Below are 19,167 nucleotides of genomic sequence, written 5' to 3' on the forward strand. Positions count from 1 at the left end.
AGTGCTATCAACGGGCTATGACCATCCAGTGCCGGGAGTGCGCAGCCGGTCTGGAGCATTGCCACGGCACCGTGATACATCATGTCCGGTACCGCATGGAGTGCACCGACCCCGGCTGCACCACACCGGAAATAGCGCATACCTTCAGCATCGACTGTGAGGCGGTGGGCTGTACGTGTGCCGACGAGAGCGTGCTCTCGATCCGGCACGCCTAGCCCATCGGGTCTGTTTCGGACGTCACCGCATCCGCGACGGGGGTGGCGTCGGGCTCCGGATAGAACGGCGGTGTCACCGACGCCCACTGCACACAGCTCCAGCGCCCGTCGGTGACCGGCGCCAGCACAATCGATTCGGTGTTGGCCAGATGATGGTCGAGGGCGAAGGTGCCGTCGACGCCGGCCAGCACCGCGGCCACCAATCGGATCGCCGCGCCGTGGCTCACCAGCACGATGTCGCTCTTGAAGTCGTGGTCGTCGAGATAGCGCAGCCGCAGTTCGGTCAGTACGGGCACGTACCTGCCGAGGACGGCCTCGGCGCTCTCACCGCCCGGCATCGGCACATCCAGTTCACCGCGATGCCAGCGTTCGTAGATCCGGTTGAACTCGGCAACCGCGCCGTCGTCGCTGCGGTCTTCCAGCTCACCGACCTGAACTTCGTGGACGCCTTCGAATTCGAATGGCACCAGGCCGGTTTCGGTACCGATCCCGGCAGCTGTCTGCGCTGCCCGTCGCGCCACCGAGTGAGCCAGGATCGACGGACGCTGACCGAGTGTTCCGGCGAACCGGCGCGCCTGGTCGTGACCGAGGTCGGTCAATTCGGCACCGGGCGGGCGGGTGTCCAGACGCCGTGCCACGTTGCCGTGGGACTGGCCGTGACGGACGAGTATCAGCCGTCCGCTCATGAGCCCCCCGTCCCGTCACGCAAACCCGTCAACCAACGTGTGGCCTCGTCCAGACGCGGCGGGGGCGCGCCCGCGCTCGCTCCGGTCGGCCAAGAACCCAGATATCGCACATCGGTACAACGTCGATGCAGCGCTTTGAGTGCCTCGGCCACCGAATCGTCATCGATGTGCCCCACGCAGTCGAGGAAGAACATGTATGTGCCCAGCCCGGTTCTGGTGGGGCGGCTTTCGATCCGGGTGAGGTCGATGTCGCGGATCGAGAATTCCGTCATCGCGGTGACCAGCGCGCCCGGGGTGTTGTCCAGGCGCAGCACCACCGAGGTGCGGTCGGCGCCGGTGGCCGGCGGCGGCACGCCGGGCAGGCCGACGAGGACGAACCGGGTTCGGGCGTTGGCCTCGTCGACGACGTCGGCCGCCAGGGTGTCGAGTCCGTAGCGCTCGGCGGCCAGCCGCGTGCTCACCCCGGCATCGGCGTGGCCATCGGCGACCTCCTGGGCGGCCGCGGCGTTGGAGGTGGCCGGCACGATCGCGGCGCCGGGCAGGTTGGCGGCCAGCCATTGACGCACCTGGGCAAGCGCGACCGGGAAGGCGGCCACCGTCTGCACTGGCCCGCTGTGCCCGGCCCGGGTGACGATGGCGAACGCCACGTCGAGGATCAGCTCGGCGTAGATCTGCAGTGGCTTGCCGACGGCCAGGCTGTCCAGGGTGGGCAGCACCGAGCCCTCGATCGAATTCTCGATCGGCACACACGCGTAATCGGCCCTGCCGTCCCGGACCGCTGCCAGCGCACCCGGGGTGCTGTCGGTCAGTACCGCGGTGAAGCCGGCCTTCGCATCATTGGCCGCCGCCTGCACGCCGGGCACCATTTCCCGCGTCACCATCTGCAATAACGCCACTTCAGTGAAGGTTCCCTCGGGTCCGAGGTAGGCGATGCGCGGCACATCCCAACCCTATCGGGTCGAGGCTGCGCGATCGGTTGATGACGCTGCCACCGGTGTTTCACGGGAGGCCTTGCCGGTATCGCCGGCCACAGTTAAGTTAGGCTTACCTCACCTCATTACCTCACCCACGAAGGCGGCGAGATGGCCATTGCGACACCGACGACAGCCGAGCGGATCCGCAGCGCATGCGCACGAGGCGGCGGAGCGATGGTCGCGGTCGAAGGCATCGAACCGGTCGCCTCACCCGTCCATCACCTGCTCGACGACGGCTCCTTCGCGATCACCGTCCCCGAGACCAGCCCGCTGGCCGGCATGGCGATGTCGGCAGGCTCGGCCGGCGTCCAGGCCGTCCTGGAGATGACCGACTATGCCCCGCTGCCGCTACGCGAACCGGTGCGTTCCCTGGTGTGGATCCGTGGCCGCCTCCAGTATGTACCGTCCGCAGAGGTCGCGGCCATGCTGGATCTGGTCGCAACCGAGAACCCGAACCCGGCTCTGCTGCAGGTGAATTCCAGCGCCGCCGCGGACGGGGAGAACGACGACGACAACTACACACTGATGCGCCTGGAGATCGAGTCCGTGGTGGTGGCCGATTCCACCGGCGCCGAAGCGGTGGGCCTGGGCGCGCTGTTGCAGGCCCGCCCCGATCCGTTCTGCGCGATGGAATCCGGATGGCTGCAGCACATGGAGTCCTCACACCGCGATGTGGTGGAGCGCCTGGCCACCCGGCTGCCGATGACGCTGCGCCAGGGCCGGGTCCGGCCGCTGGGCCTGGACCGGTACGGCGTGCAGCTGCGGGTGGAAAACGAACACGGCGACCATGACGTGCGGTTGCCGTTCCCGAAGCCGGTCGACGACGTCACCGGGCTGAGCCAGGCCATCCGCGTGCTGATGGGCTGCCCGTTCCTCAACGGTCTGCGGGCGCGCCGAATCTGACCCGCACCATCGGCCCCGAGGCTGCGGCGCCGCTACCGTTGCTCCGGTGACCGCGCCCCAGGAGCACCGCGAGCCCCAGCGTCGCACGCTCAAGATCGAGATCGCCGTCGTGCTGGCGGTGACCTTCGGGCTCAGCGCCTACACCGCGGGGCTGCGGCTCGTCGAAGCCGTACTGCTCGGCCTGTCCGGCCAAACCGTCGCGCTCAATCCCAAACGCTCCCAGTTCGACCTGATCGACCTCGGCCTGCACCTGGCGGTGGTACTGCAGCTGCTGGCCTGGGGCGCGCTGGCGCTGTACCTGTTGTGGCGCAGCGGTTTCGGACCGCGCGCCATCGGGCTGTCGCGTCCGCAGTGGCGCGCCGACGGCCTGGGTGGCCTGGGCCTGGCGCTGCTCATCGGGCTGCCCGGCCTGGGCTTCTACGTACTGGCCCGCGTTCTGGGCCTGAGCGCCGACGTCGAGCCCGCCGAGCTGTACGACACGTGGTGGCGCATCCCGATGCTGCTCGGCGTGGCGTTCGCCAACGGTTGGGCCGAGGAGATCATCGTGGTGGGGTTCCTGCTGACCCGGCTGCGCCAGCTGGATGTGAGCCCCGGGCGGGCACTCGTCCTGTCCAGCCTGTTGCGCGGCGCGTATCACCTCTACCAGGGCTACAGCGCCGGGCTCGGGAATCTGGTGATGGGCTTGGTGTTCGGCTATGCCTGGCAGCGCACCGGGCGGTTGTGGCCGCTGATCATCGCCCACACCTTGATCGACGCGGTGGCATTCGTCGGCTACGCGCTGGTTGCAGATCATCTGAGCTGGCTGCGATAACGCGTCCAGCACGTACATTTCTGCTGTGGACGACTTCACCGCCTCAGGGCGACCTCCCGACCCGCGCTCGCGGCGTCCGGGACCACGCCGCCGTGACGCCGAGCCGTCCCAGGTCATCCGCCGGGACCCGAATTACCGCCCGGCCTGGCCGCCGAATCCGCCCGCCCCGCCACCGTCCCGGCAAACGCCGAGACCACAGCCACCCAGACAACCGCCGAGGAAACCCCCTCCGCGGTCGGCTCCCCCGCCGCCCCCACCGCGTCCGCGACCTCGGCCGACCGCACCGGCGCAGGCTCCCAGGCCCCGACGCAGGCGGCACTGGGGACGTCGGGTGTTGTCGATAGTCGTGGTTCTCGTAGTGGCGGCCGTGCTGGCGGTGATCGGCGGTGGGCTGTGGATCGACTCGTCGCTGCACCGCATTCCGGCCCTGGCCGACTACCCCGAGCGTCCCGCCGCCGCGAAGGGCACCACCTGGCTCTTGGTGGGCTCCGACAGCCGCCAGCACCTCAGCCCCGAGCAGCAGGCCGACCTGGCCACCGGCGGTGACATCGGCACCGGGCGCACCGACACGATCCTGTTGGTGCACATACCCGGGATCGGCGCGGGTACACCGGCCACGATGGTCTCGCTCCCTCGGGATTCCTATCTGCCGATTCCCGGCTACGGCGAGGACAAGGTCAATGCGGCGTTCTCGCTGGGCGGGGCACCCCTGCTGGCACAGACCGTCGAGCAAGCCACCGGCCTGCACCTCGACCACTACGCCGAGATCGGGTTCGACGGCTTCGCCGCAATGGTCGACGCCGTCGGCGGGGTGACGATGTGCCCGGCCGAGCCGATCAGCGATCCGCTGGCCGGAATCGAGCTACCGGCCGGCTGCCAGGAACTCGACGGACGCAGTGCGCTCGGCTACGTCCGTACCCGCGCCACGCCGCGCGCCGACCTGGATCGCATGATCCACCAGCGGGCGTTCATGTCCGCCCTGCTGCACCGGGCCACCAGCCCGGAGGTGCTGTTCAACCCGTTGCGGTGGCAGCCGATGGCCGAAGCCGCCACCAACTCGGTGGCCGTCGACGAGAACGCACATGTCTGGGACCTGGGCCGGCTGGCCTGGGCGATGCACAGTGACGACATGGTCACCACCACGGTGCCGATCGGGGAGTTCACCGGCAGCGACTCGGGTGCGGTGGTGGTGTGGGACAGCGACGCGGCGGGGCGCCTGTTTACCGCGCTGGCCGACGATGCGCCGGTGCCCGACGACGTCATCGAAAAACCCCAACCTTAAGCAAGGCAACGCTAAATTCGTGATCAGCAAATTCTCAACAGCAAATGTTATGCGCGCCACAACGGCCGCGGTCAACTAAGGTAAAGCTGACCTCAATGAGGTCTACCTTCGCTGACAATCCGCGTTGACCTGCTATATCCTCGCGATCATGACGACGACCAGTGAACTCGACACGAAATTCCACGCGCTTATCTCCGATCAGATTCGCAACGAGTTCACCGCGTCACAGCAATACATCGCAATTGCGGTTTATTTTGACGGTGCCGACCTTCCGCAGCTCGCCAAGCACTTCTATGCGCAGGCAGTCGAGGAGCGCAACCACGCCATGATGCTGGTCCAGTACCTGCTCGATCGCGATATCGACGTCGAGATCCCCGGTGTCGATGCGGTGTGCAACCGCTTCGATGCTCCCCGTGACGCGCTCGCCCTGGCCCTGAGCCAGGAGCGCACCGTCACCGAGCAGATCAGCCGGCTGGCGAGCGTGGCCCGCGAAGAAGGCGACTACCTCGGCGAACAGTTCATGCAGTGGTTCCTCAAGGAGCAGATCGAAGAGGTCTCGTCGATGGCGACACTGGTCCGCATCGCCGATCGCGCCGGTGCCAACCTGTTCCACATCGAGGACTTCGTGGCCCGTGAACTCGCCGGCGCCACTGCCGTGGACCCGGGCGCACCCAAGGCCGCGGGCGGAAACCTCTAGCGCTCCCGGCCGTCAGTCCCGGCCCGCACCGGTCAGGCCGTTCTGCAGCCAACTCTTGGTGCGGCCGGGATGATTGGTGGCCACCCAACCGACACCGATATCCCGGCAGAACTGGACGTCCTCGTAATGGTCGACGGTCCAGCAGTACAGCGCCCGCCCCTGCGCGGCGGCCCGGTCGACCAGTTCCGGATGCTCACGCAGGGTCGCGATCGACGGACCCACCGCGGTGGCGCCGACGGTTGTCGCGGCGCTTCCGCCCAGGTATCGCGACGTCTCCCCGAGCAGCACGGTTGGCAGCATCGGTGCGGCCCGGCGGATCCGCCACACGGCCGCAGCCGAGAAGGACATCACCACCGCGCGGGACAGATCGGCCGAGGCCGGCGCGGCGATCCCGTAGCGGTGCAGAAGCGCCAGCACCTTGTTCTCGACCAGCGCGCCGTAGCGCACGGGATGTTTGGTCTCGATGAACAGCTTGACCGGGCGGTTCCAGTCCAGCACCAACGAGACGAGCTCGTCGAGGGTCAGCAGCCCGTCGGATCGCCCACCCGCATGCCATGACCCGTAGTCCAGCCGGCGCAACTCGGCCAGTGTCATCTCACTGACCAGCCCGGTGCCGGTCGAGGTGCGGTCCACCCGGCGGTCGTGCACACAGACCAGATGCCCGTCGCGGGTCAGCCGCACGTCGCATTCCACGCCGTCGGCACCCTCACTCAGCGCCAGGTCGTACGCGGCCAGTGTGTGCTCGGGCTTGTCGGCGGACGCTCCGCGGTGGGCCACCACGAACGGGTGCCCAGGTCCCGGGGTCGCCTGCCCGGCGGCTCCGCCGTCGCCCGTTTCCATAGGGCCTATGCTGCCGGGTTCTGCCCTTGGGGCTCAACCGGAACGGCGGATTCAGCCGAATCCTCACGATTCTGCGAAGGCTCGGCCGCCTCGGCTGCGGGCGCCTCTTGCTCGACCACCACCCAGCGCCGGATGCCGCGCTGCGCCGTCGTACCCGTACCGCTGCCGCCTTCGAAACCGGTGAACACCTTCGCCGTCAGCAGGAAGGCGGCCATCGCCAGCAGGTACCCGACGATCGTGGTCACCGTGTTGTCGGCGATGTTCTGCGCGGTGTCGTCGAAGAACGTCACGTACACGGTGCTCACCACCGACCACGCCGCGACGACGGCACTGAGCACCCACACGATCCACCAGACCACGATCGATCGCCGCAGGTGCGAGAGGCGGCCTTCCAGCGCGGCCAGCTCCCACACGAACACCGGCGCCATCACGAGGTTGACCCCGGGCACCAGACAGCAGACCCACAATGTCGTGGTGCTGCGCGGATCCACCTCGCCGTGTGCGGCGTATCCGGCGGCCCGACGCGCAATCAGCCAGCGCACGAGTACCACCACGGTCATGACTACGCCGACGAGCGCGACGACACTGGCCAGCAAGCCGATCACCACGCCGCCGATCGCGATCAACGGGTGTAGCAGCACGCTGCGGTTGATCAGCAGCAGCGCGTACCGGATCAGGTGAGCGAAGGCGGCGACGCCCAGCAGCACCATGACCGCGACGAGCATGAGGCGCACGGCACCGACGCCGGAGTCTTCGGCGGTTTTCTGCGGCTGTTCCTCGAGATCGAACTGCTGGTGCAGCCCCCAGCTCGGGATCGCCCGGTAATGCGGTGTGGGTCCGAGCGGGCGCCGGCGGCGCCGCTGATATGGCGGGGCTCCGGGACGCAGCGCGACCCAGCGATAACCGGGAGCGAGTTGGGGCGTGCGTTGCGCCGCTGCCGACGGCGCCTGCGCGGCAGACGTGGGCGATTGGGCAGGCGGTCCCCACTGGCTCTGCGGCACCGACGACGCAGCGGGGGCCAACAACGAGCCCCCGCACCGCGGGCACCACGACCGCTGCCGGTCACGCACGTTCCAGCGCGTCCCGCACTGCGAACACACCTGGATCATCCGACCAGCCTAGCCACGATCCCCTGACACGTCCGGCCCGGTCAGACGCTGCCCGCCCCGCCGGCGTCGGTGATGACCGGACGTCCGGCCCCGGCCCAGGCCAGCATTCCGCCTTCGACGTTGACCGGGGTGTAGCCGTTCCGGGCCAAGTAGTTGGCCACCCGCAGGGACCGACCGCCGGCATGGCAGATCACGTAGAGCTCGGCGTCCGGATCGATCTCAGCGATCCGGGCCGGGATGTCGCCCATCGGGATGTGCTGTGCCCCGGCGGCGTGGCCGCGCTGCCATTCGTCGTCCTCGCGGACGTCGAGTAGTACCACCGACCCTCCGAACGTGGTGGGAACCGCAGTGATATCGACCTGCCCGACTTCCACATCGTCCATGTCCCAATGCTCGCATGCCCCCGGCGCCCACCGCACCCGCCCCGACAGCGATCCCGCCGCGTTAGCAACGGGAAGCTATCCACAGTTTCCACAGGTTCATCCACAACCCGGCACCAGCCGGAAAAGCCCCGAGGTGGGGGTTACTGTGCGGTAGCTGTCCAAAACTGTGGATAACCCTGGGGTGCGCGCACCGGCGATCAACAACCGTCGCCGACCCGGAGCGAAATTAAGCATTCGGCTAAACGCGGCCCGTCATCGGCTGACGCGGTGGCCGATTTTCGCTTGACCATTACAGGGTCTATGATCGGCGTCACACCAGCTGTTGTGACAGAACTCACTGGGGGGCAAGGATTGATCGTGCAGGTCAGGAGTGTTTGATGGCGTCGCATCCGATCGGATCGGGATCAGCGTTTTCGCAGCCCGAATGGCATTCATCCGGACATCTGCACACCCGTAACCAGCTGATGGCCTTTCTCCGGGCCAGCGTGATCGCGCTGCTGTTGCTCGGCGTGCTCGCCGTGATCGTCTTGTTCTGACCGTCATCGGGTATACGTGGGGGCGGCACGCGCGTCCTTGCGGTGCGCCCTGCGATGGAGCAATGTTGGCAGCGATCTTGAGTGTCGAACGTCAGGATCGTTGAAGCCTGGCTCCATCGATCGATAATGAGGAAGGAATCTCGTGGCTGAATACACCTTGCCGGACCTGGATTACGACTACGGAGCGCTGGAGCCCCACATCTCCGGGCAGATCAACGAGCTCCACCACAGCAAGCACCATGCCGCCTATGTGAAGGGCGTCAACGACGCCGTCGCCAAGCTCGACGAGGCGCGGGCCAACGGCGACCACGCCGCGATCTTCCTCAACGAGAAGAATCTGGCCTTCCACCTCGGCGGCCATGTGAACCACTCGATCTGGTGGAAGAACCTGTCCCCCAACGGTGGTGACAAACCCACCGGCGACCTGGCCGCGGCGATCGACGACCAGTTCGGGTCGTTCGACAAGTTCCAGGCGCAGTTCACCGCCGCCGCCAACGGACTGCAGGGTTCGGGCTGGGCCGTGCTCGGCTACGACAGCCTCGGCGACCGCCTGCTGACCTTCCAGCTCTACGACCAGCAGGCCAACGTACCGCTCGGCATCATCCCGCTGCTGCAGGTCGACATGTGGGAGCACGCCTTCTACCTGCAGTACAAGAACGTCAAGGCCGACTACGTCAAGGCGTTCTGGAATGTGGTCAACTGGGAGGACGTGCAGAACCGCTACGCGGCAGCCACCTCCAAGACCAACGGCCTGATCTTCGGCTAGTCCCGGTTCGGTCCGATTGAGGGCTGGATCGGTTTCCCGATCTCTCACCAAGGGGCGTCGCGCGGATCGCGTGGCGCCCCGCCCTCATTTCTGGGCCGTGTCGCCTTGCACACCTGCGGTGGCTGTCGCATTCTGATCTGATCGACCCACAGACGTGTCGGAGCACCGATCAGCCGGTGGTCCAACACCGATGTCCCGGAGGCGATATGGATACGACGGGGTCCGGCAGGGCGATCGAGATCGCGCCCTTTCATTCCGGCGGTGCCCTCAAGGGCTTCGTGGTCTCCGGGCGGTGGCCCGATTCCACCAAAGAGTGGGCGCAGCTTCTCATGGTCACCGTACGCATCGCTTCACTTCCAGGATTACTTTCCACCACAACGGTTTTCGGAGTCCGCGAGGAGTTGCCGGAAGAGCCCCAGCCCGGCACGGTCGGCCTGGTCATCGCCGAAGGTCCGGTCGTGGGCGAATCCGCGGTTCCGCCCGGGTATTTCGCCGAGCATCAACCGCCGGCCCTGTTGATGTTGCATCCGCCGTCGGAAACCACTCCATCTCTTCCGGAATGCGCCGGAGCGGCTTCGGGATGTGTACTGCTGCCGGGACTTCCGCATCTCGGGCTCGAACACCGGGCGGCCTGGGTCGAAGCCGAAGCGGACGGCACGGTCACATCGGTGGTCAGCCGTGTGGGGGTCGATCCGATCAGTCACCCCGACACGGCCATCCTGGCAATGCTCCTGGCGGCGTGACTCTGCCAGTTGAGGGACATCCTCTCCAGCCGGGAGAATCCGGCTACCCGAAAAAGATAGGAAACGTAGCGCGTTCGGCCGACAGCGGCTAGGGTCCTCAAGATCAGCGAAGGGCAGCAGCCCGCAATCGTCGCGTCGACATGCCGGCGTACGCCCGGTCGACCACTCGCGATGCGGTGGGCGAGGCCTTCGACCGTGTAGGAGCGCCGCGCGAGCGGCACATATCAGCGGTGTGTGTCGAAAGGTCGTCATGTCCGCAGCCGCAGGCGCCAGCGTCGCCCGCAACCTCGACGCTGCCGGCTTCCCGCACCGGGCGTTCGATAGCCGTGGCGCCCCACCGCAACCGTGGCCGCCGCCTCTTTTGTGTCGACGCTTGTCCCACGACGGCCCGCACCGGCGGCCGTTTCCGTCCCGCAACCCCGCCTGGAATCGGCGCCGGAATCCTTCCGCGGCCGTCTGGCTATCGCATGCAAGGGGGCCGATGCTCATTCCATCGCTCAACCTGTAACGTGTTCCACGTCGTTCGACAAGGGTGCCCCGCGCAATCTGGCGCCGCCCGGGACCCGCGCTACAGCAAATATGTGTTTTCCCTAGTCACGGCACTGCGACGGTTGCCGGCTCAGAAGTTGATCATGATCGAGAGCCGCCGTGCGCGCAGCTCACCGCACTCAATACAACGCGACCGTCACCTTTTGCATTGGCAGACGACGCAATCCCGCCTTCCCCCATGGCGAAGGCCTCCGTTTCTGTGGCAGGGACTGCCAAAACACAAAGCTCGTTTAACTTTTGTGGCGTTTGCACTTGGTTGTCGTCACAACACTCGCTACCATAGTCAGCAAATACGCCGCCTATTCGTACCGCTCTGAAGCATGTGGAGGACAAATCGATGAGCAAGACGTTCGCCGCCCGCCTGAACCGCCTGTTCGACACGGTTTATCCGCCCGGGCGCGGACCCCACACGTCCGCCGAGGTGATCGCCGCACTGAAGTCGGAGGGCGTCACCATGTCGGCTCCGTACCTGTCGCAGCTGCGTTCGGGCAACCGAACCAACCCGTCGGTGGCAACCATGGCTGCACTTGCCAATTTCTTCCGGATCAAGCCGGCCTATTTCACCGACGACGAGTACTACGAGAAGCTCGACAAGGAGCTGACCTGGCTGGCCAGCATGCGTGACGAAGGGGTCCGCCGGATCGCCGCCCGTACCGTCGGGTTGTCCAACGAAGCTCAGCAGGACCTGGTTCAGAAGGTCGACGAGCTGCGCCGCCGGGAACACCTCGACGACTGATTCGTCGATTTCTCCTGGCGTCTCTACGCGCTGAAACCCACGTCAGTGGGGGTCATTTCGGTGAATCCCACTTGCGCGGGTTTCAGCTGCGCGCTGCCCCGCGGTCCGATTCCCGGTACTGCGCGGCTATCGCCAGAATCCATTCCCGGTCCGAGTACGACTCGGGCTGGCTGAGCCACGCCAGCCCCGGGAAGGCTGAAACCTCATCCCCCTCGCGGGTGTCGTAGATCCACTGCGCGACGGCGTGCGCCTGATCGCGGGGCGGCACCTGAGGTCGCTCGATATCACCGAATTGCGTTGTGTCGCTTGATCCGCCTGCGCCACGTGGCCCGGCGGTTTCGTGCCGGCGCGCGTCGGCCGCGGTCGCTTCCAGGTAGAGGGCGTCGGAGATCAGCGACATCCGTTCGGCCACGCGAAAAACGAGTGGTCCGCGCGGACGCACCCCGATGCCGACGTCGGGCTGACGCCGGGCCAGCTCATTCAGCAGTGGTTTGATGGTCCGCAATTCCTGTCGGGCGCCGAACCAGTCTTCGACGCTCGGCAGCAGCGATCCGGCGGCGACGATGACCATTGCACACCCGAGCATGGTTGCCGCCACACCGACACCGACCGGCTCGATCCGACCCGCGGCCCGGAGCAGGACGAAGCCACTGGCAGCCACGATCAGCACCATGCCGACCGTGAACAGGAACAACGCGCGCCCACGCCGACTGCGGTTCGAGTAGCGAAGGCCGGCCCACGCCACCAGGGTCAGGGCAAGGAACACGTAGAGCAGCGGCAACAGCCATGAAGCGCCGTTCGACCCGAGATCGCGCTGCAGGTACTCCGACGGCGACATCTCTGGCTGCCGGCCGGCCCGGAAGAAGATCACCAGGCTGATGACGGCGACGACACCGGCCACGCCGTACTGGATCAACGCGATACGGCGGGTGAGTGCGGCCGAATGACCTGACGACGCCGTCGTGATCATCACGCAACTGCCGGCCGCACACCCGATCAGGGCGACCTGGCTGAGTCCCGCGGCGATGTTGGGCCAGTGCACCACCGTGTCGATCAGCAGGGCCAGCGGCTGCCAGTTGAGGGCCGCGACGACGCCGAGGCTGCCCAACGACAGGATCATTGCGGAGCTCACCAGGGACTGCTTGTTGACCAGTGCCCAACCGATGCGCAGGCCGGTTGCCAAGCCGAGGAGGCCGGCGATCACCCAGACGATCAACCAAACGCCTCTCCGAGGCGAACCTGGACGATCGACGACCGATCGGAGGGCAGGCGGCCGAGCCGGTACAGCAGCAGCGCCGCGAAGTCCTCGGCCTCCTGTTCGATGTCCTCGCCGTTGGGCCCCATACAGCCGGTGCGCTGGTTGAGCATGTAACTGATCAGGTCGGACGTGGCCACCTCGGCGGAGGCGGCGGCCGCATCGACGATCGATATGCCTTCGTGGCCCAACACCAGGTGGCCGAGCTCGTGGGCCAGGGTGCGATCCCAGGCCGGCAACCCCTGCTGGATGAGGAACACGTCGCGGTCGGCGTATTGCCGCCACTGCCCGCAGACTCCCGGGGGAAGTTCGGCCATGGTCAGCTCGATCGGCCGACCGCGGTCGGCGCTCACCGCGTCGACCAGGCGGGTCAACGTGATCTCACCCTGCCGAGGGGCGAGGTCGAGAACCTCGTTCACAGCGCGCGTGACGCTTCGACTGGCTGACATGATCCCCCTTTCCACCCTTTCGTAGCACGGTCGTTCCTAACGCATGAACCGGCTGGCGTCGATTCGGACGGTACGGCCGGCTTTCGCCTGCCGGTAACCTACGAGCCCACCCAGGCCGGTCAGCGCCATCATCCCGGTCACACCGGGCATTGCCATCGCCGCTATCTCCATGGTGTTCGCGGTACGTAGGTAGTCCGCATAGCCGGCCCGGAAGGACGCCGGTGGGGTGGCGGCGTCCAACCCTACGGCCGCGGGCGGCCCTGCCTCGGTCCGCATCTTGGTGGACGGTTGCATGTCAGGTCTCGATCCTGGACCAAACCGCGGCCCATCGTCGGAGCCGGGGCCGGCCAACGGCACCGCGAGCGGCGGCACGATCACCGGCAGCACGACGACCGGAGCCGGAATCGGGGCCAGCCCGGCCGCTGCGGCCAGGCCGGGCGGCGGCGGTGCCGCCACGTCCGGCGCCGGCGCCTGCGCCCGGGGCGCGGGCACCAGCATGTCCGGCAATCGCGGATAGTTGAACGGAGCGGGCGCTCCGCCTCCGCCGCCGCCACGGCCACCGCCGGCGGCGCCGCCGACCACGGTCGTCGTGGTGGCGGTGGTCTCAGTCGTCGTCTCGGTGGTGCGCGAAGTCGTCTCGGTCGTGCGCGAAGTCGTCCCGGTGGTGGTGGCGGACGTCGTGGCAGACGTCGTCGCCGACGTCGTCACGGTGACCTCGGTCGTGGAGACCGAGGTGGACGTCTCGACGGTGCCTGACGTCGTCGGTGTCTGAGACTCCGAGGGCTCGGTGCTCGGAGGCGTCTCGGTGTTGGTTGCGGTGCCGGTCCCTGTCTGTGTGGGGGTATGGGTGCCGGACGGTTGCGACGACTCGCCGGGCTCTTCGGTCTTGGTTGGTTTGCCGGTCGTCTTCGTCAATGTGCCGGTTATCTTCGTCGGTTTGCCTGTTGTCTTCATCGGCCTACCGGTCGCCTTGGTCGGCTCGCCTGACGCCTTCGTGGGTTTGTGCGACGTGTGCGGGCCCGATGTGGCGCTGCTGCCGTCGTCTTCGCCATGCGAATCGCCGTCGCGCTCGTGGCCGCGCCCGCGTTCCTTGCCGTCGTGCCCGTCGTGCCCCTTGCCGGCACCGTTCGACGAGCCTGACCCGCTGTCGGACCGGCCACGGTCCGGATCGGCAAACGCCAGTGCTCCTCCGATACCGGCGGTGATCAGGCCCGTAAGCACCAGACCGGTCGAGGCGGCGACGCGCAACCGCGAACGCACGTTGTCACCACCCTTTCGCGCACCGCCCGCAAGCTTCGTTGATGAATTCGATTCTTGCACAAAGAGGCAGTCGAAATTTGCTAGCTGAGGCGATTACCCGCCGCGATCGCGGGGAGGCACGGCGGAGCAAATCCACTGGACGATACTGTGGGTCTGCAGCACTTCTGCGGTGACCACGAACACACGACGAATTGACCGGGAGGCAACCGGAATGGGCCTGTTCACGCGACGAAAAAGCCGCGCCACCCGCCGCGCCGAAGCCCGCGCCATCAAGGCCAAGGCCAAGCTGGAAGCCCGGCTCACCGCAAAGAACGAGGCTCGTCGCATCAAGTCCGACCGAAAATCGGCGGAACGGGCCCTCAAAGCTCAGGTCAAGACGCAGCGAGACAGCGACCGCGCAGCCCTCAAAGTGGCCGAGGCCGAGTTGAAAGCTGCCCGGGAGGGACGGCTGCTGGCCCCCGCCAGGATTCGTCGCCTGCTCACCGTCACACGTTTGCTGGCGCCGGTCCTGGTGCCGTTGATCTACCGTGCCGCCACGGCAGCCCGGGGTGCCCTGGACGAGCGTCGGGCCGATCGCCTCGGCGTCCCGCTGGCCCAGCTCGGTCAGTTCTCCGGGCACGGCGCCGAGCTGTCGGCACGCATTTCCGGTGCCGAGCAGACCCTGCGCCAGGTCGCTGAGAAGAAGCCCAAGGATGCCGAGACCAAGCAGTTCGTCACGGCGATCAACGAACGGCTCTCCGACCTGGCCGCCGCCGTGACCGCGGCCGAGAACATGCCGACGGCACGTCGCCGCGGTGCCCACGCGGCGATCGCCGCCCATCTCGACGGCATCGACGCCGATCTGATGGCTCGACTGGGATTGGTCTGAGCCCACGTCCATGACCGGCGCCCGTGACTCCGCAGCTCCGCTGCGCGGTACGGCCGTCGGCTCCCTCACCGCGGCACTGGCGGTCGCCGCCCACGGACTCGCCGGCGGTGGCCTGCCGGGCGGGGCGGTGGCAGCCCAGCTCGTGATCCTCGCGGTGACGCTGGGGGCAGTGGCCTCCGCCGCGACGTGCGCGAACCGTACCGCGGTGGTGTGGGGGCTGCTGGGTACCGGCCAGCTGCTGGCCCACGCGCTCCTGGCCACGGCAGGTCACTCGCACAGTGCTGATCCGGGCTCGGCCATGCTGGGCGCGCATCTGTTGGCGGTGTCGCTCGGTGCCGGCCTGATCACCTGCGGTGCGCGGCTGTGCAGCGCCGTATCGCGGGCGGTGCGGGCGGTGGCGCGGGCAGTCCGTGGCCTACCCGTGGCGACGGTGCACGCGTCGGTGCGCAGCGCCGACCAGCCGCGTCACTCGGCCCGCTTTCTGGCCGCTTCGGTGTCGGACCGGGGTCCACCGGTCGGCGTCAGAGCCTGACCGTCCCCACCAATTCCAGAAAGACACCAGAAATGCATCTTCTGACCGGGGCGTCCTCGCGCGCCCTGCTCACCACTGCGGCAGTAGCGATCACCGGTGTGCTCACCGCCGCACCGGCGTGGGCCCACGTCCACCTCGACGCCGAGAATCCGACTCCGGGGACCACCTCGGTCCTTACGTTCAAGGTGCCCGGCGAGTCCGATACCGGCGCGCTCACCACGCAATTGAAGGTTGACCTGCCCGATCTGACTTCGGCGCGTACCGAGGTGATGCCGGGTTGGACAGCCAAGCTCGACCGGGACACCGCCGCGGGCACGGTCCGATCGGTGACCTGGACGGCCGCCCCCGGCGTGGGGATCTCCCCCGAGCAGTTCGCGTTGTTCCGGGTCTCGGTCAAGTTGCCGAATTCCGACACCGCGACTTTCCCTGCCACCCAGACGTATTCCGACGGCACCGTGGTGCACTGGGACCAGGCGCCCCTGCCCGATGGCAGCGAGCCCGAGCATCCCGCACCGCAGTTGGCCCTCACCGGTACGCCGCCCGAGGGGGCGCACACCGAGCATGGAACCGAGACGCCGCCGGCCCCGAGTCAGCCCGCTCCGGCCGCCGCCCAGCCCGCGGGCGCCGCCGACAACTCGGCGCGCTGGCTGGCAGGCGGGGCGTTGATCCTGGCGGCCGTCGCCGTGGTGGTGGGTCTGCTGAACAGGCGCCGGTCATGAGCAGGCTGCTGGCCGTGTCTCTGGCCGGGCTGGTGCTGGCCGCCTCGGCGTTGACCGGGGCGCCCGCAGCATCGGCGCACGCCACCCGCATCGCGTCCGAGCCGACCGAACACGCGGCTCTCAGCACGTCCCCGCCACGCGTGAGTGCCACCTTCAACGAGGCCCTGCAACCGGCCTTCGCCAACATGACCGTCGTCGGTCCGGACCACAACCTGTGGTCGCAGGGGGACCCGACGGTGGCCGGGGCTGTGATCAGTGTGGGGGTCCGCCCCCTCGGCCCGGCGGGCACGTACACCGTGAACTACCGGGTGACCTCCGCCGACGGCCATGTGGTCTCGGGTTCCTGGTCGTTTGACCTGACGGTCGCCGGCACGGGCACCCCGGGGGCCGCCGCCTCGTCACCGGCGCAGTCCGACGGCGGACTGGTGGTGTGGCCGTTCGCCCTGATCGCCGTCGTGCTGGTGGGCGGCGGAGCGTGGTGGGCGGTCCGGCGCCAACGGTGACCGGTGCATTGATCCGGGCGCTGGCCGACTGTGCGGCCATCGTCACCCTCGGCCTGGCGGCGGTGCCGCTGCTGGAGTCTGACCGTTACCGGGCCGAGTTGGGCCGGCGGGCGGCCGGCCCACTGGCGCTGGCTGCGGCCGTCTGGCTGCTCGCCGAGCTGGTGCGGCTGACTGTGGAGGCCACACAGACCGCGGGCGTCGGGTTCTGGCAGATCGGCGTACGCACCCTGTCTGACTTTTGCCTGCACACCGCCGCGGGCCGCTCGGGGTTGGTGGGCATCGCGGCGGCCCTGATCGTGGGCGTGGTGGGCATAGCGGTTGGGCGAGGTGTCGCCACCACGGTCCCGATTGTCGGCCTCGCGGCCGTCGGGATGGCCGCCCGCACGCTGACCGGGCATCTTTCGGAGAGCCCGATCGGTGGGATGGCTGTGGCGGTCCACGCCCTGGCCGCGGCCGCGTGGTGCGGTGTGCTGGCGGCGCTGGTGCTGACCGTGTCGCACCGTGGTCAGTGGGCCAGAGTGTTGCCCCGGTTCTCCCAGTTGTCTTTGTGGTGCGTGGGTGCGCTGCTGATTGCCGGGACCACCGGGGCCGCGATCAAGTTGAATTCGCCTGCCGAGTTGTGGGGCACCGGGTACGGCCGGATATTGGCGGCCAAAGTGGTCGTGACGGTGTTTTTGTTGGTGCTGGCCTGGCGAAACAGGTCGCAATGGCTGCCCGCGGCACGCGCACACCGCAGCAGTGCCGCATTGTCGCAGCACCGTTCGCTGGTGGAGTTGGGCATCATGGCTGTTGCGGTGACCCTCGCCGCGGCGTTGGCCGTCACGGGGTGACCGACGCGGCGCCTGGCATGATGGAAACACTGCCGGCCCCAGACCCACCGCGCTGGCGCGGAAAACCGGATACTGCGAAGGAGCAGCCAGATGGCAGAGCAGCAGGACCACCCTGCCGAGAAGCCAGAAACCGCAGCCGAATCGGCGGCGGCCGAAGCGTCAGCGGCCGGCGCGGATCCTGCTCCGCCGAAAGCTCCGGCCAAGAAGGCCCCGGCGAAGAAAGCTCCGGCCAAGAAGGCGGCGGCGAAGAAGGCCCCGGCCAAGGCCGCCAAGAAAGCTCCGGCGAAGAAGGCTCCGGCCAAGAAGGCCCAGCCCACCCCGCCGGCTACCGAGCCTCCGGCCCAGGGCACCCCCACACCACCTCCTGTCAAGGCAGTGCCCGATGTCGCGTCGGCCGCCAAAGAGACTGCCGCACAAGCAAAGTCAACCGTCACCTCGGCCACCAACCCGGTGTCCGGCTCGGCTCCGGTCCCGATGGACGAGACCTCGTCGTCCAAGGTACCGCTCGCCGCGGCGGTGGCCGTGGGCGTTTTGGCGGTGCTGTTGGTTCTGCTGAGCCGGCGGCATTCCGAAGACAGCTGATCGGGGCTTGACCCTGACGCGACGTCAGGGTCGATAGTGGCGTCATGCACGCAGATCCGCAGGTGAGGTCCGTCGGCACGGTTGCCGCTCTGACGGGCACCTCGGTACGGACCCTGCACCACTACGACCACATCGGTCTGGTGGTGCCCAGCGTGCGTACCGCGGCGGGTTACCGCGGCTACACCGACGCCGATGTGGAGCGTTTGCATCTGGTGCTGGTGTACCGGTCCGTCGGGCTGGCACTGGAGACGATCCGCTCGCTGCTCGACGATCCGGATGCCGATGTGCTCGCCCACCTGCGACGCCAGCACAGTCTGCTGTGCGGGCAGGTCGGGCAGTTGCAGCAGACCATCAAGGCAGTGGAGGAATTGATGAGTGCCCACGACAGAGGAATTCAGCTGACCGCCGAGGAGCAGGTGGAGATCTTCGGCAGTGCCGTTTTCGACGAGCACGACGACGAGGCCCGCGAGCGCTGGGGCGACACCGAGGAATGGCGGCAGTCCCGCCGGCGCACCGCTCAGATGACCAAACAGGACTGGATCGAGTTCAAGGCCGAGAACGACGCGCTGCTCGACGCACTGGCCGAGGGGAAGCGGGCCGGTGTGCCGCCCGGGTCTGCCCAGGCCAATGAACTGGCCGCCCGGCATCGCGCCAATATTTCCCGGTTCTACGACTGCAGTGACGACATGCACGTCTGCCTGGCCACCATCTACGTCGAGGATGAGCGGTTCACCCGCTACTACGACGACGCCGAGCCGGGCCTGGCCCAGTTCGTGCACGACATCATCGTGCAAAGCGTCGCCCGCTAGCGGCAATGCCGCGCAGTTAGGGATGTGACTGGTGTGGCAATTGTGACACGCCGGGTGAGATACGGATAGGACAGCGGAACTCCCGGTATCGATGGATTGTCCGACCAAAGACACCATCTCACCTGGGAGT

24 protein-coding genes are annotated in these 19,167 nt (G+C 67.7%); 16 read left to right on the top strand and 8 right to left on the bottom strand.

What is annotated here, in order from left to right; all coding sequences use genetic code 11:
• Positions 1-17: 17 nt before the first annotated feature.
• Complete coding sequence (locus BKG60_RS03400; RefSeq protein WP_075909224.1) at positions 18-215, top strand: hypothetical protein; 198 nt, start codon at positions 18-20, stop codon at positions 213-215.
• Here BKG60_RS03400 and BKG60_RS03405 read toward each other — a convergent pair.
• Together BKG60_RS03405 and pheA are read right to left on the bottom strand one after the other, a co-directional pair.
• Positions 212-901 carry a histidine phosphatase family protein gene (locus BKG60_RS03405; protein ID WP_070184702.1) on the bottom strand — a complete coding sequence of 230 codons (690 nt, stop codon included), beginning with the start codon at positions 899-901 and terminating at the stop codon, positions 212-214. The genes BKG60_RS03400 and BKG60_RS03405 overlap by 4 nt on opposite strands.
• Positions 898-1,842, bottom strand: a complete 945-nt coding sequence (pheA, locus tag BKG60_RS03410) for a prephenate dehydratase (RefSeq protein WP_075909225.1) — start codon at positions 1,840-1,842, stop codon at positions 898-900. The genes BKG60_RS03405 and pheA overlap by 4 nt, the downstream gene beginning before the upstream one ends.
• Before the next feature lie 141 nt (positions 1,843-1,983).
• Here pheA and BKG60_RS03415 point away from each other — a divergent pair, with 141 nt between their 5' ends.
• The 4 genes from BKG60_RS03415 to BKG60_RS03430 all read left to right on the top strand — a co-directional run bounded on the left by BKG60_RS03415 (position 1,984) and on the right by BKG60_RS03430 (position 5,568).
• On the top strand, positions 1,984-2,778 hold the full coding sequence (locus tag BKG60_RS03415) for a DUF2470 domain-containing protein (protein WP_075909226.1): 795 nt from the start codon (positions 1,984-1,986) through the stop codon (positions 2,776-2,778).
• 46 nt (positions 2,779-2,824) lie between these two features.
• Positions 2,825-3,589: a CPBP family intramembrane glutamic endopeptidase gene (locus tag BKG60_RS03420; protein WP_070184699.1), complete on the top strand. Its 765-nt coding sequence runs from the start codon at positions 2,825-2,827 to the stop codon at positions 3,587-3,589.
• Between the two features lie 25 nt (positions 3,590-3,614).
• Positions 3,615-4,871 (top strand): LCP family protein, encoded by a 1,257-nt coding sequence (locus tag BKG60_RS03425; protein WP_374243104.1) that lies wholly within the window; start codon positions 3,615-3,617, stop codon positions 4,869-4,871.
• Positions 4,872-5,019: 148 nt separating this feature from the next.
• Positions 5,020-5,568, top strand: coding sequence for a ferritin (locus BKG60_RS03430; RefSeq protein ID WP_075909227.1), 549 nt, complete (start codon positions 5,020-5,022; stop codon positions 5,566-5,568).
• A 12-nt stretch (positions 5,569-5,580) separates the two neighbouring features.
• On the opposite strand, the gene BKG60_RS03435 is transcribed toward BKG60_RS03430, so the two are convergent.
• Genes BKG60_RS03435 through BKG60_RS03445 form a run of 3 tightly spaced genes read right to left on the bottom strand, consistent with a single transcriptional unit; the run spans position 5,581 to position 7,900 of the window.
• Positions 5,581-6,408: a glycerophosphodiester phosphodiesterase gene (locus BKG60_RS03435; protein WP_070185075.1), complete on the bottom strand. Its 828-nt coding sequence runs from the start codon at positions 6,406-6,408 to the stop codon at positions 5,581-5,583.
• 5 nt (positions 6,409-6,413) lie between these two features.
• Positions 6,414-7,517 (bottom strand): DUF4328 domain-containing protein, encoded by a 1,104-nt coding sequence (locus BKG60_RS03440; RefSeq protein WP_070947200.1) that lies wholly within the window; start codon positions 7,515-7,517, stop codon positions 6,414-6,416.
• 41 nt (positions 7,518-7,558) lie between these two features.
• A complete protein-coding gene (locus BKG60_RS03445; RefSeq protein ID WP_075909228.1) occupies positions 7,559-7,900 on the bottom strand; it encodes a rhodanese-like domain-containing protein in 342 nt (113 codons plus the stop codon).
• A gap of 377 nt (positions 7,901-8,277) precedes the next feature.
• On the opposite strand from BKG60_RS03445, the gene BKG60_RS31860 reads away from it, so the two are divergent.
• The 4 genes from BKG60_RS31860 to BKG60_RS03460 all read left to right on the top strand — a co-directional run bounded on the left by BKG60_RS31860 (position 8,278) and on the right by BKG60_RS03460 (position 11,230).
• Positions 8,278-8,436, top strand: coding sequence for a hypothetical protein (locus BKG60_RS31860; protein ID WP_165688699.1), 159 nt, complete (start codon positions 8,278-8,280; stop codon positions 8,434-8,436).
• A gap of 142 nt (positions 8,437-8,578) precedes the next feature.
• Positions 8,579-9,202, top strand: a complete 624-nt coding sequence (locus BKG60_RS03450) for a superoxide dismutase (RefSeq protein WP_003883955.1) — start codon at positions 8,579-8,581, stop codon at positions 9,200-9,202.
• A 206-nt stretch (positions 9,203-9,408) separates the two neighbouring features.
• The gene (locus tag BKG60_RS03455; protein ID WP_075909229.1) at positions 9,409-9,945 is read left to right on the top strand and encodes a peptidase; all 537 of its coding nucleotides are present in this window, start codon (positions 9,409-9,411) and stop codon (positions 9,943-9,945) included.
• Positions 9,946-10,831: 886 nt separating this feature from the next.
• Positions 10,832-11,230 carry a transcriptional regulator gene (locus tag BKG60_RS03460; RefSeq protein ID WP_070185106.1) on the top strand — a complete coding sequence of 133 codons (399 nt, stop codon included), beginning with the start codon at positions 10,832-10,834 and terminating at the stop codon, positions 11,228-11,230.
• An 82-nt stretch (positions 11,231-11,312) separates the two neighbouring features.
• Here the strand turns inward: BKG60_RS03460 and BKG60_RS03465 are convergent, their stop codons facing one another.
• The 3 genes from BKG60_RS03465 to BKG60_RS32295 are packed head-to-tail and all read right to left on the bottom strand — an operon-like array spanning position 11,313 to position 14,194.
• Positions 11,313-12,446 (bottom strand): hypothetical protein, encoded by a 1,134-nt coding sequence (locus BKG60_RS03465; RefSeq protein WP_075909230.1) that lies wholly within the window; start codon positions 12,444-12,446, stop codon positions 11,313-11,315.
• Positions 12,443-12,934: an ImmA/IrrE family metallo-endopeptidase gene (locus tag BKG60_RS03470; protein WP_070185080.1), complete on the bottom strand. Its 492-nt coding sequence runs from the start codon at positions 12,932-12,934 to the stop codon at positions 12,443-12,445. Before BKG60_RS03470 ends, BKG60_RS03465 begins: the two co-directional genes overlap by 4 nt.
• 36 nt (positions 12,935-12,970) lie before the next feature.
• The gene (locus BKG60_RS32295; RefSeq protein ID WP_242671558.1) at positions 12,971-14,194 is read right to left on the bottom strand and encodes a hypothetical protein; all 1,224 of its coding nucleotides are present in this window, start codon (positions 14,192-14,194) and stop codon (positions 12,971-12,973) included.
• A gap of 211 nt (positions 14,195-14,405) precedes the next feature.
• On the opposite strand from BKG60_RS32295, the gene BKG60_RS03480 reads away from it, so the two are divergent.
• The 7 genes from BKG60_RS03480 to BKG60_RS03510 all read left to right on the top strand — a co-directional run bounded on the left by BKG60_RS03480 (position 14,406) and on the right by BKG60_RS03510 (position 19,037).
• Complete coding sequence (locus BKG60_RS03480; RefSeq protein ID WP_070185081.1) at positions 14,406-15,062, top strand: DUF6474 family protein; 657 nt, start codon at positions 14,406-14,408, stop codon at positions 15,060-15,062.
• A 10-nt stretch (positions 15,063-15,072) separates the two neighbouring features.
• Positions 15,073-15,594: a hypothetical protein gene (locus BKG60_RS03485; protein ID WP_070185082.1), complete on the top strand. Its 522-nt coding sequence runs from the start codon at positions 15,073-15,075 to the stop codon at positions 15,592-15,594.
• A 32-nt stretch (positions 15,595-15,626) separates the two neighbouring features.
• On the top strand, positions 15,627-16,313 hold the full coding sequence (locus BKG60_RS03490; RefSeq protein WP_070185083.1) for a YcnI family copper-binding membrane protein: 687 nt from the start codon (positions 15,627-15,629) through the stop codon (positions 16,311-16,313).
• Positions 16,310-16,816, top strand: coding sequence for a copper resistance CopC family protein (locus BKG60_RS03495; RefSeq protein ID WP_070185084.1), 507 nt, complete (start codon positions 16,310-16,312; stop codon positions 16,814-16,816). Before BKG60_RS03490 ends, BKG60_RS03495 begins: the two co-directional genes overlap by 4 nt.
• Positions 16,744-17,646 (top strand): CopD family protein, encoded by a 903-nt coding sequence (locus BKG60_RS03500; RefSeq protein ID WP_083283928.1) that lies wholly within the window; start codon positions 16,744-16,746, stop codon positions 17,644-17,646. The genes BKG60_RS03495 and BKG60_RS03500 overlap by 73 nt, the downstream gene beginning before the upstream one ends.
• 90 nt (positions 17,647-17,736) lie before the next feature.
• Positions 17,737-18,228 (top strand): hypothetical protein, encoded by a 492-nt coding sequence (locus BKG60_RS03505; protein WP_070185085.1) that lies wholly within the window; start codon positions 17,737-17,739, stop codon positions 18,226-18,228.
• A gap of 44 nt (positions 18,229-18,272) precedes the next feature.
• Positions 18,273-19,037 (top strand): MerR family transcriptional regulator, encoded by a 765-nt coding sequence (locus BKG60_RS03510; RefSeq protein ID WP_070185086.1) that lies wholly within the window; start codon positions 18,273-18,275, stop codon positions 19,035-19,037.
• The last annotated feature ends 130 nt before the right edge of the window (positions 19,038-19,167 follow it).

It is taken from the genome of Mycobacterium syngnathidarum (genome assembly GCF_001942625.1).
In the GTDB taxonomy this organism is placed as follows: domain Bacteria; phylum Actinomycetota; class Actinomycetes; order Mycobacteriales; family Mycobacteriaceae; genus Mycobacterium; species Mycobacterium syngnathidarum.

Bases quoted from the DNA above. Each gene is read 5' to 3' on its own strand.
- BKG60_RS03400 (WP_075909224.1), top strand. From the start codon at position 18: ATGACCATCCAGTGCCGGGAGTGCGCAGCCGGTCTGGAGCATTGCCAC.
- BKG60_RS03405 (WP_070184702.1), bottom strand. From the start codon at position 901: ATGAGCGGACGGCTGATACTCGTCCGTCACGGCCAGTCCCACGGCAAC.
- BKG60_RS03415 (WP_075909226.1), top strand. From the start codon at position 1,984: ATGGCCATTGCGACACCGACGACAGCCGAGCGGATCCGCAGCGCATGC.
- BKG60_RS03430 (WP_075909227.1), top strand. From the start codon at position 5,020: ATGACGACGACCAGTGAACTCGACACGAAATTCCACGCGCTTATCTCC.
- BKG60_RS03435 (WP_070185075.1), bottom strand. From the start codon at position 6,408: ATGGAAACGGGCGACGGCGGAGCCGCCGGGCAGGCGACCCCGGGACCT.
- BKG60_RS03440 (WP_070947200.1), bottom strand. From the start codon at position 7,517: ATGATCCAGGTGTGTTCGCAGTGCGGGACGCGCTGGAACGTGCGTGAC.
- BKG60_RS03445 (WP_075909228.1), bottom strand. From the start codon at position 7,900: ATGGACGATGTGGAAGTCGGGCAGGTCGATATCACTGCGGTTCCCACC.
- BKG60_RS31860 (WP_165688699.1), top strand. From the start codon at position 8,278: ATGGCGTCGCATCCGATCGGATCGGGATCAGCGTTTTCGCAGCCCGAA.
- BKG60_RS03455 (WP_075909229.1), top strand. From the start codon at position 9,409: ATGGATACGACGGGGTCCGGCAGGGCGATCGAGATCGCGCCCTTTCAT.
- BKG60_RS03460 (WP_070185106.1), top strand. From the start codon at position 10,832: ATGAGCAAGACGTTCGCCGCCCGCCTGAACCGCCTGTTCGACACGGTT.
- BKG60_RS03470 (WP_070185080.1), bottom strand. From the start codon at position 12,934: ATGTCAGCCAGTCGAAGCGTCACGCGCGCTGTGAACGAGGTTCTCGAC.
- BKG60_RS03480 (WP_070185081.1), top strand. From the start codon at position 14,406: ATGGGCCTGTTCACGCGACGAAAAAGCCGCGCCACCCGCCGCGCCGAA.
- BKG60_RS03485 (WP_070185082.1), top strand. From the start codon at position 15,073: ATGACCGGCGCCCGTGACTCCGCAGCTCCGCTGCGCGGTACGGCCGTC.
- BKG60_RS03490 (WP_070185083.1), top strand. From the start codon at position 15,627: ATGCATCTTCTGACCGGGGCGTCCTCGCGCGCCCTGCTCACCACTGCG.
- BKG60_RS03495 (WP_070185084.1), top strand. From the start codon at position 16,310: ATGAGCAGGCTGCTGGCCGTGTCTCTGGCCGGGCTGGTGCTGGCCGCC.
- BKG60_RS03505 (WP_070185085.1), top strand. From the start codon at position 17,737: ATGGCAGAGCAGCAGGACCACCCTGCCGAGAAGCCAGAAACCGCAGCC.
- BKG60_RS03510 (WP_070185086.1), top strand. From the start codon at position 18,273: ATGCACGCAGATCCGCAGGTGAGGTCCGTCGGCACGGTTGCCGCTCTG.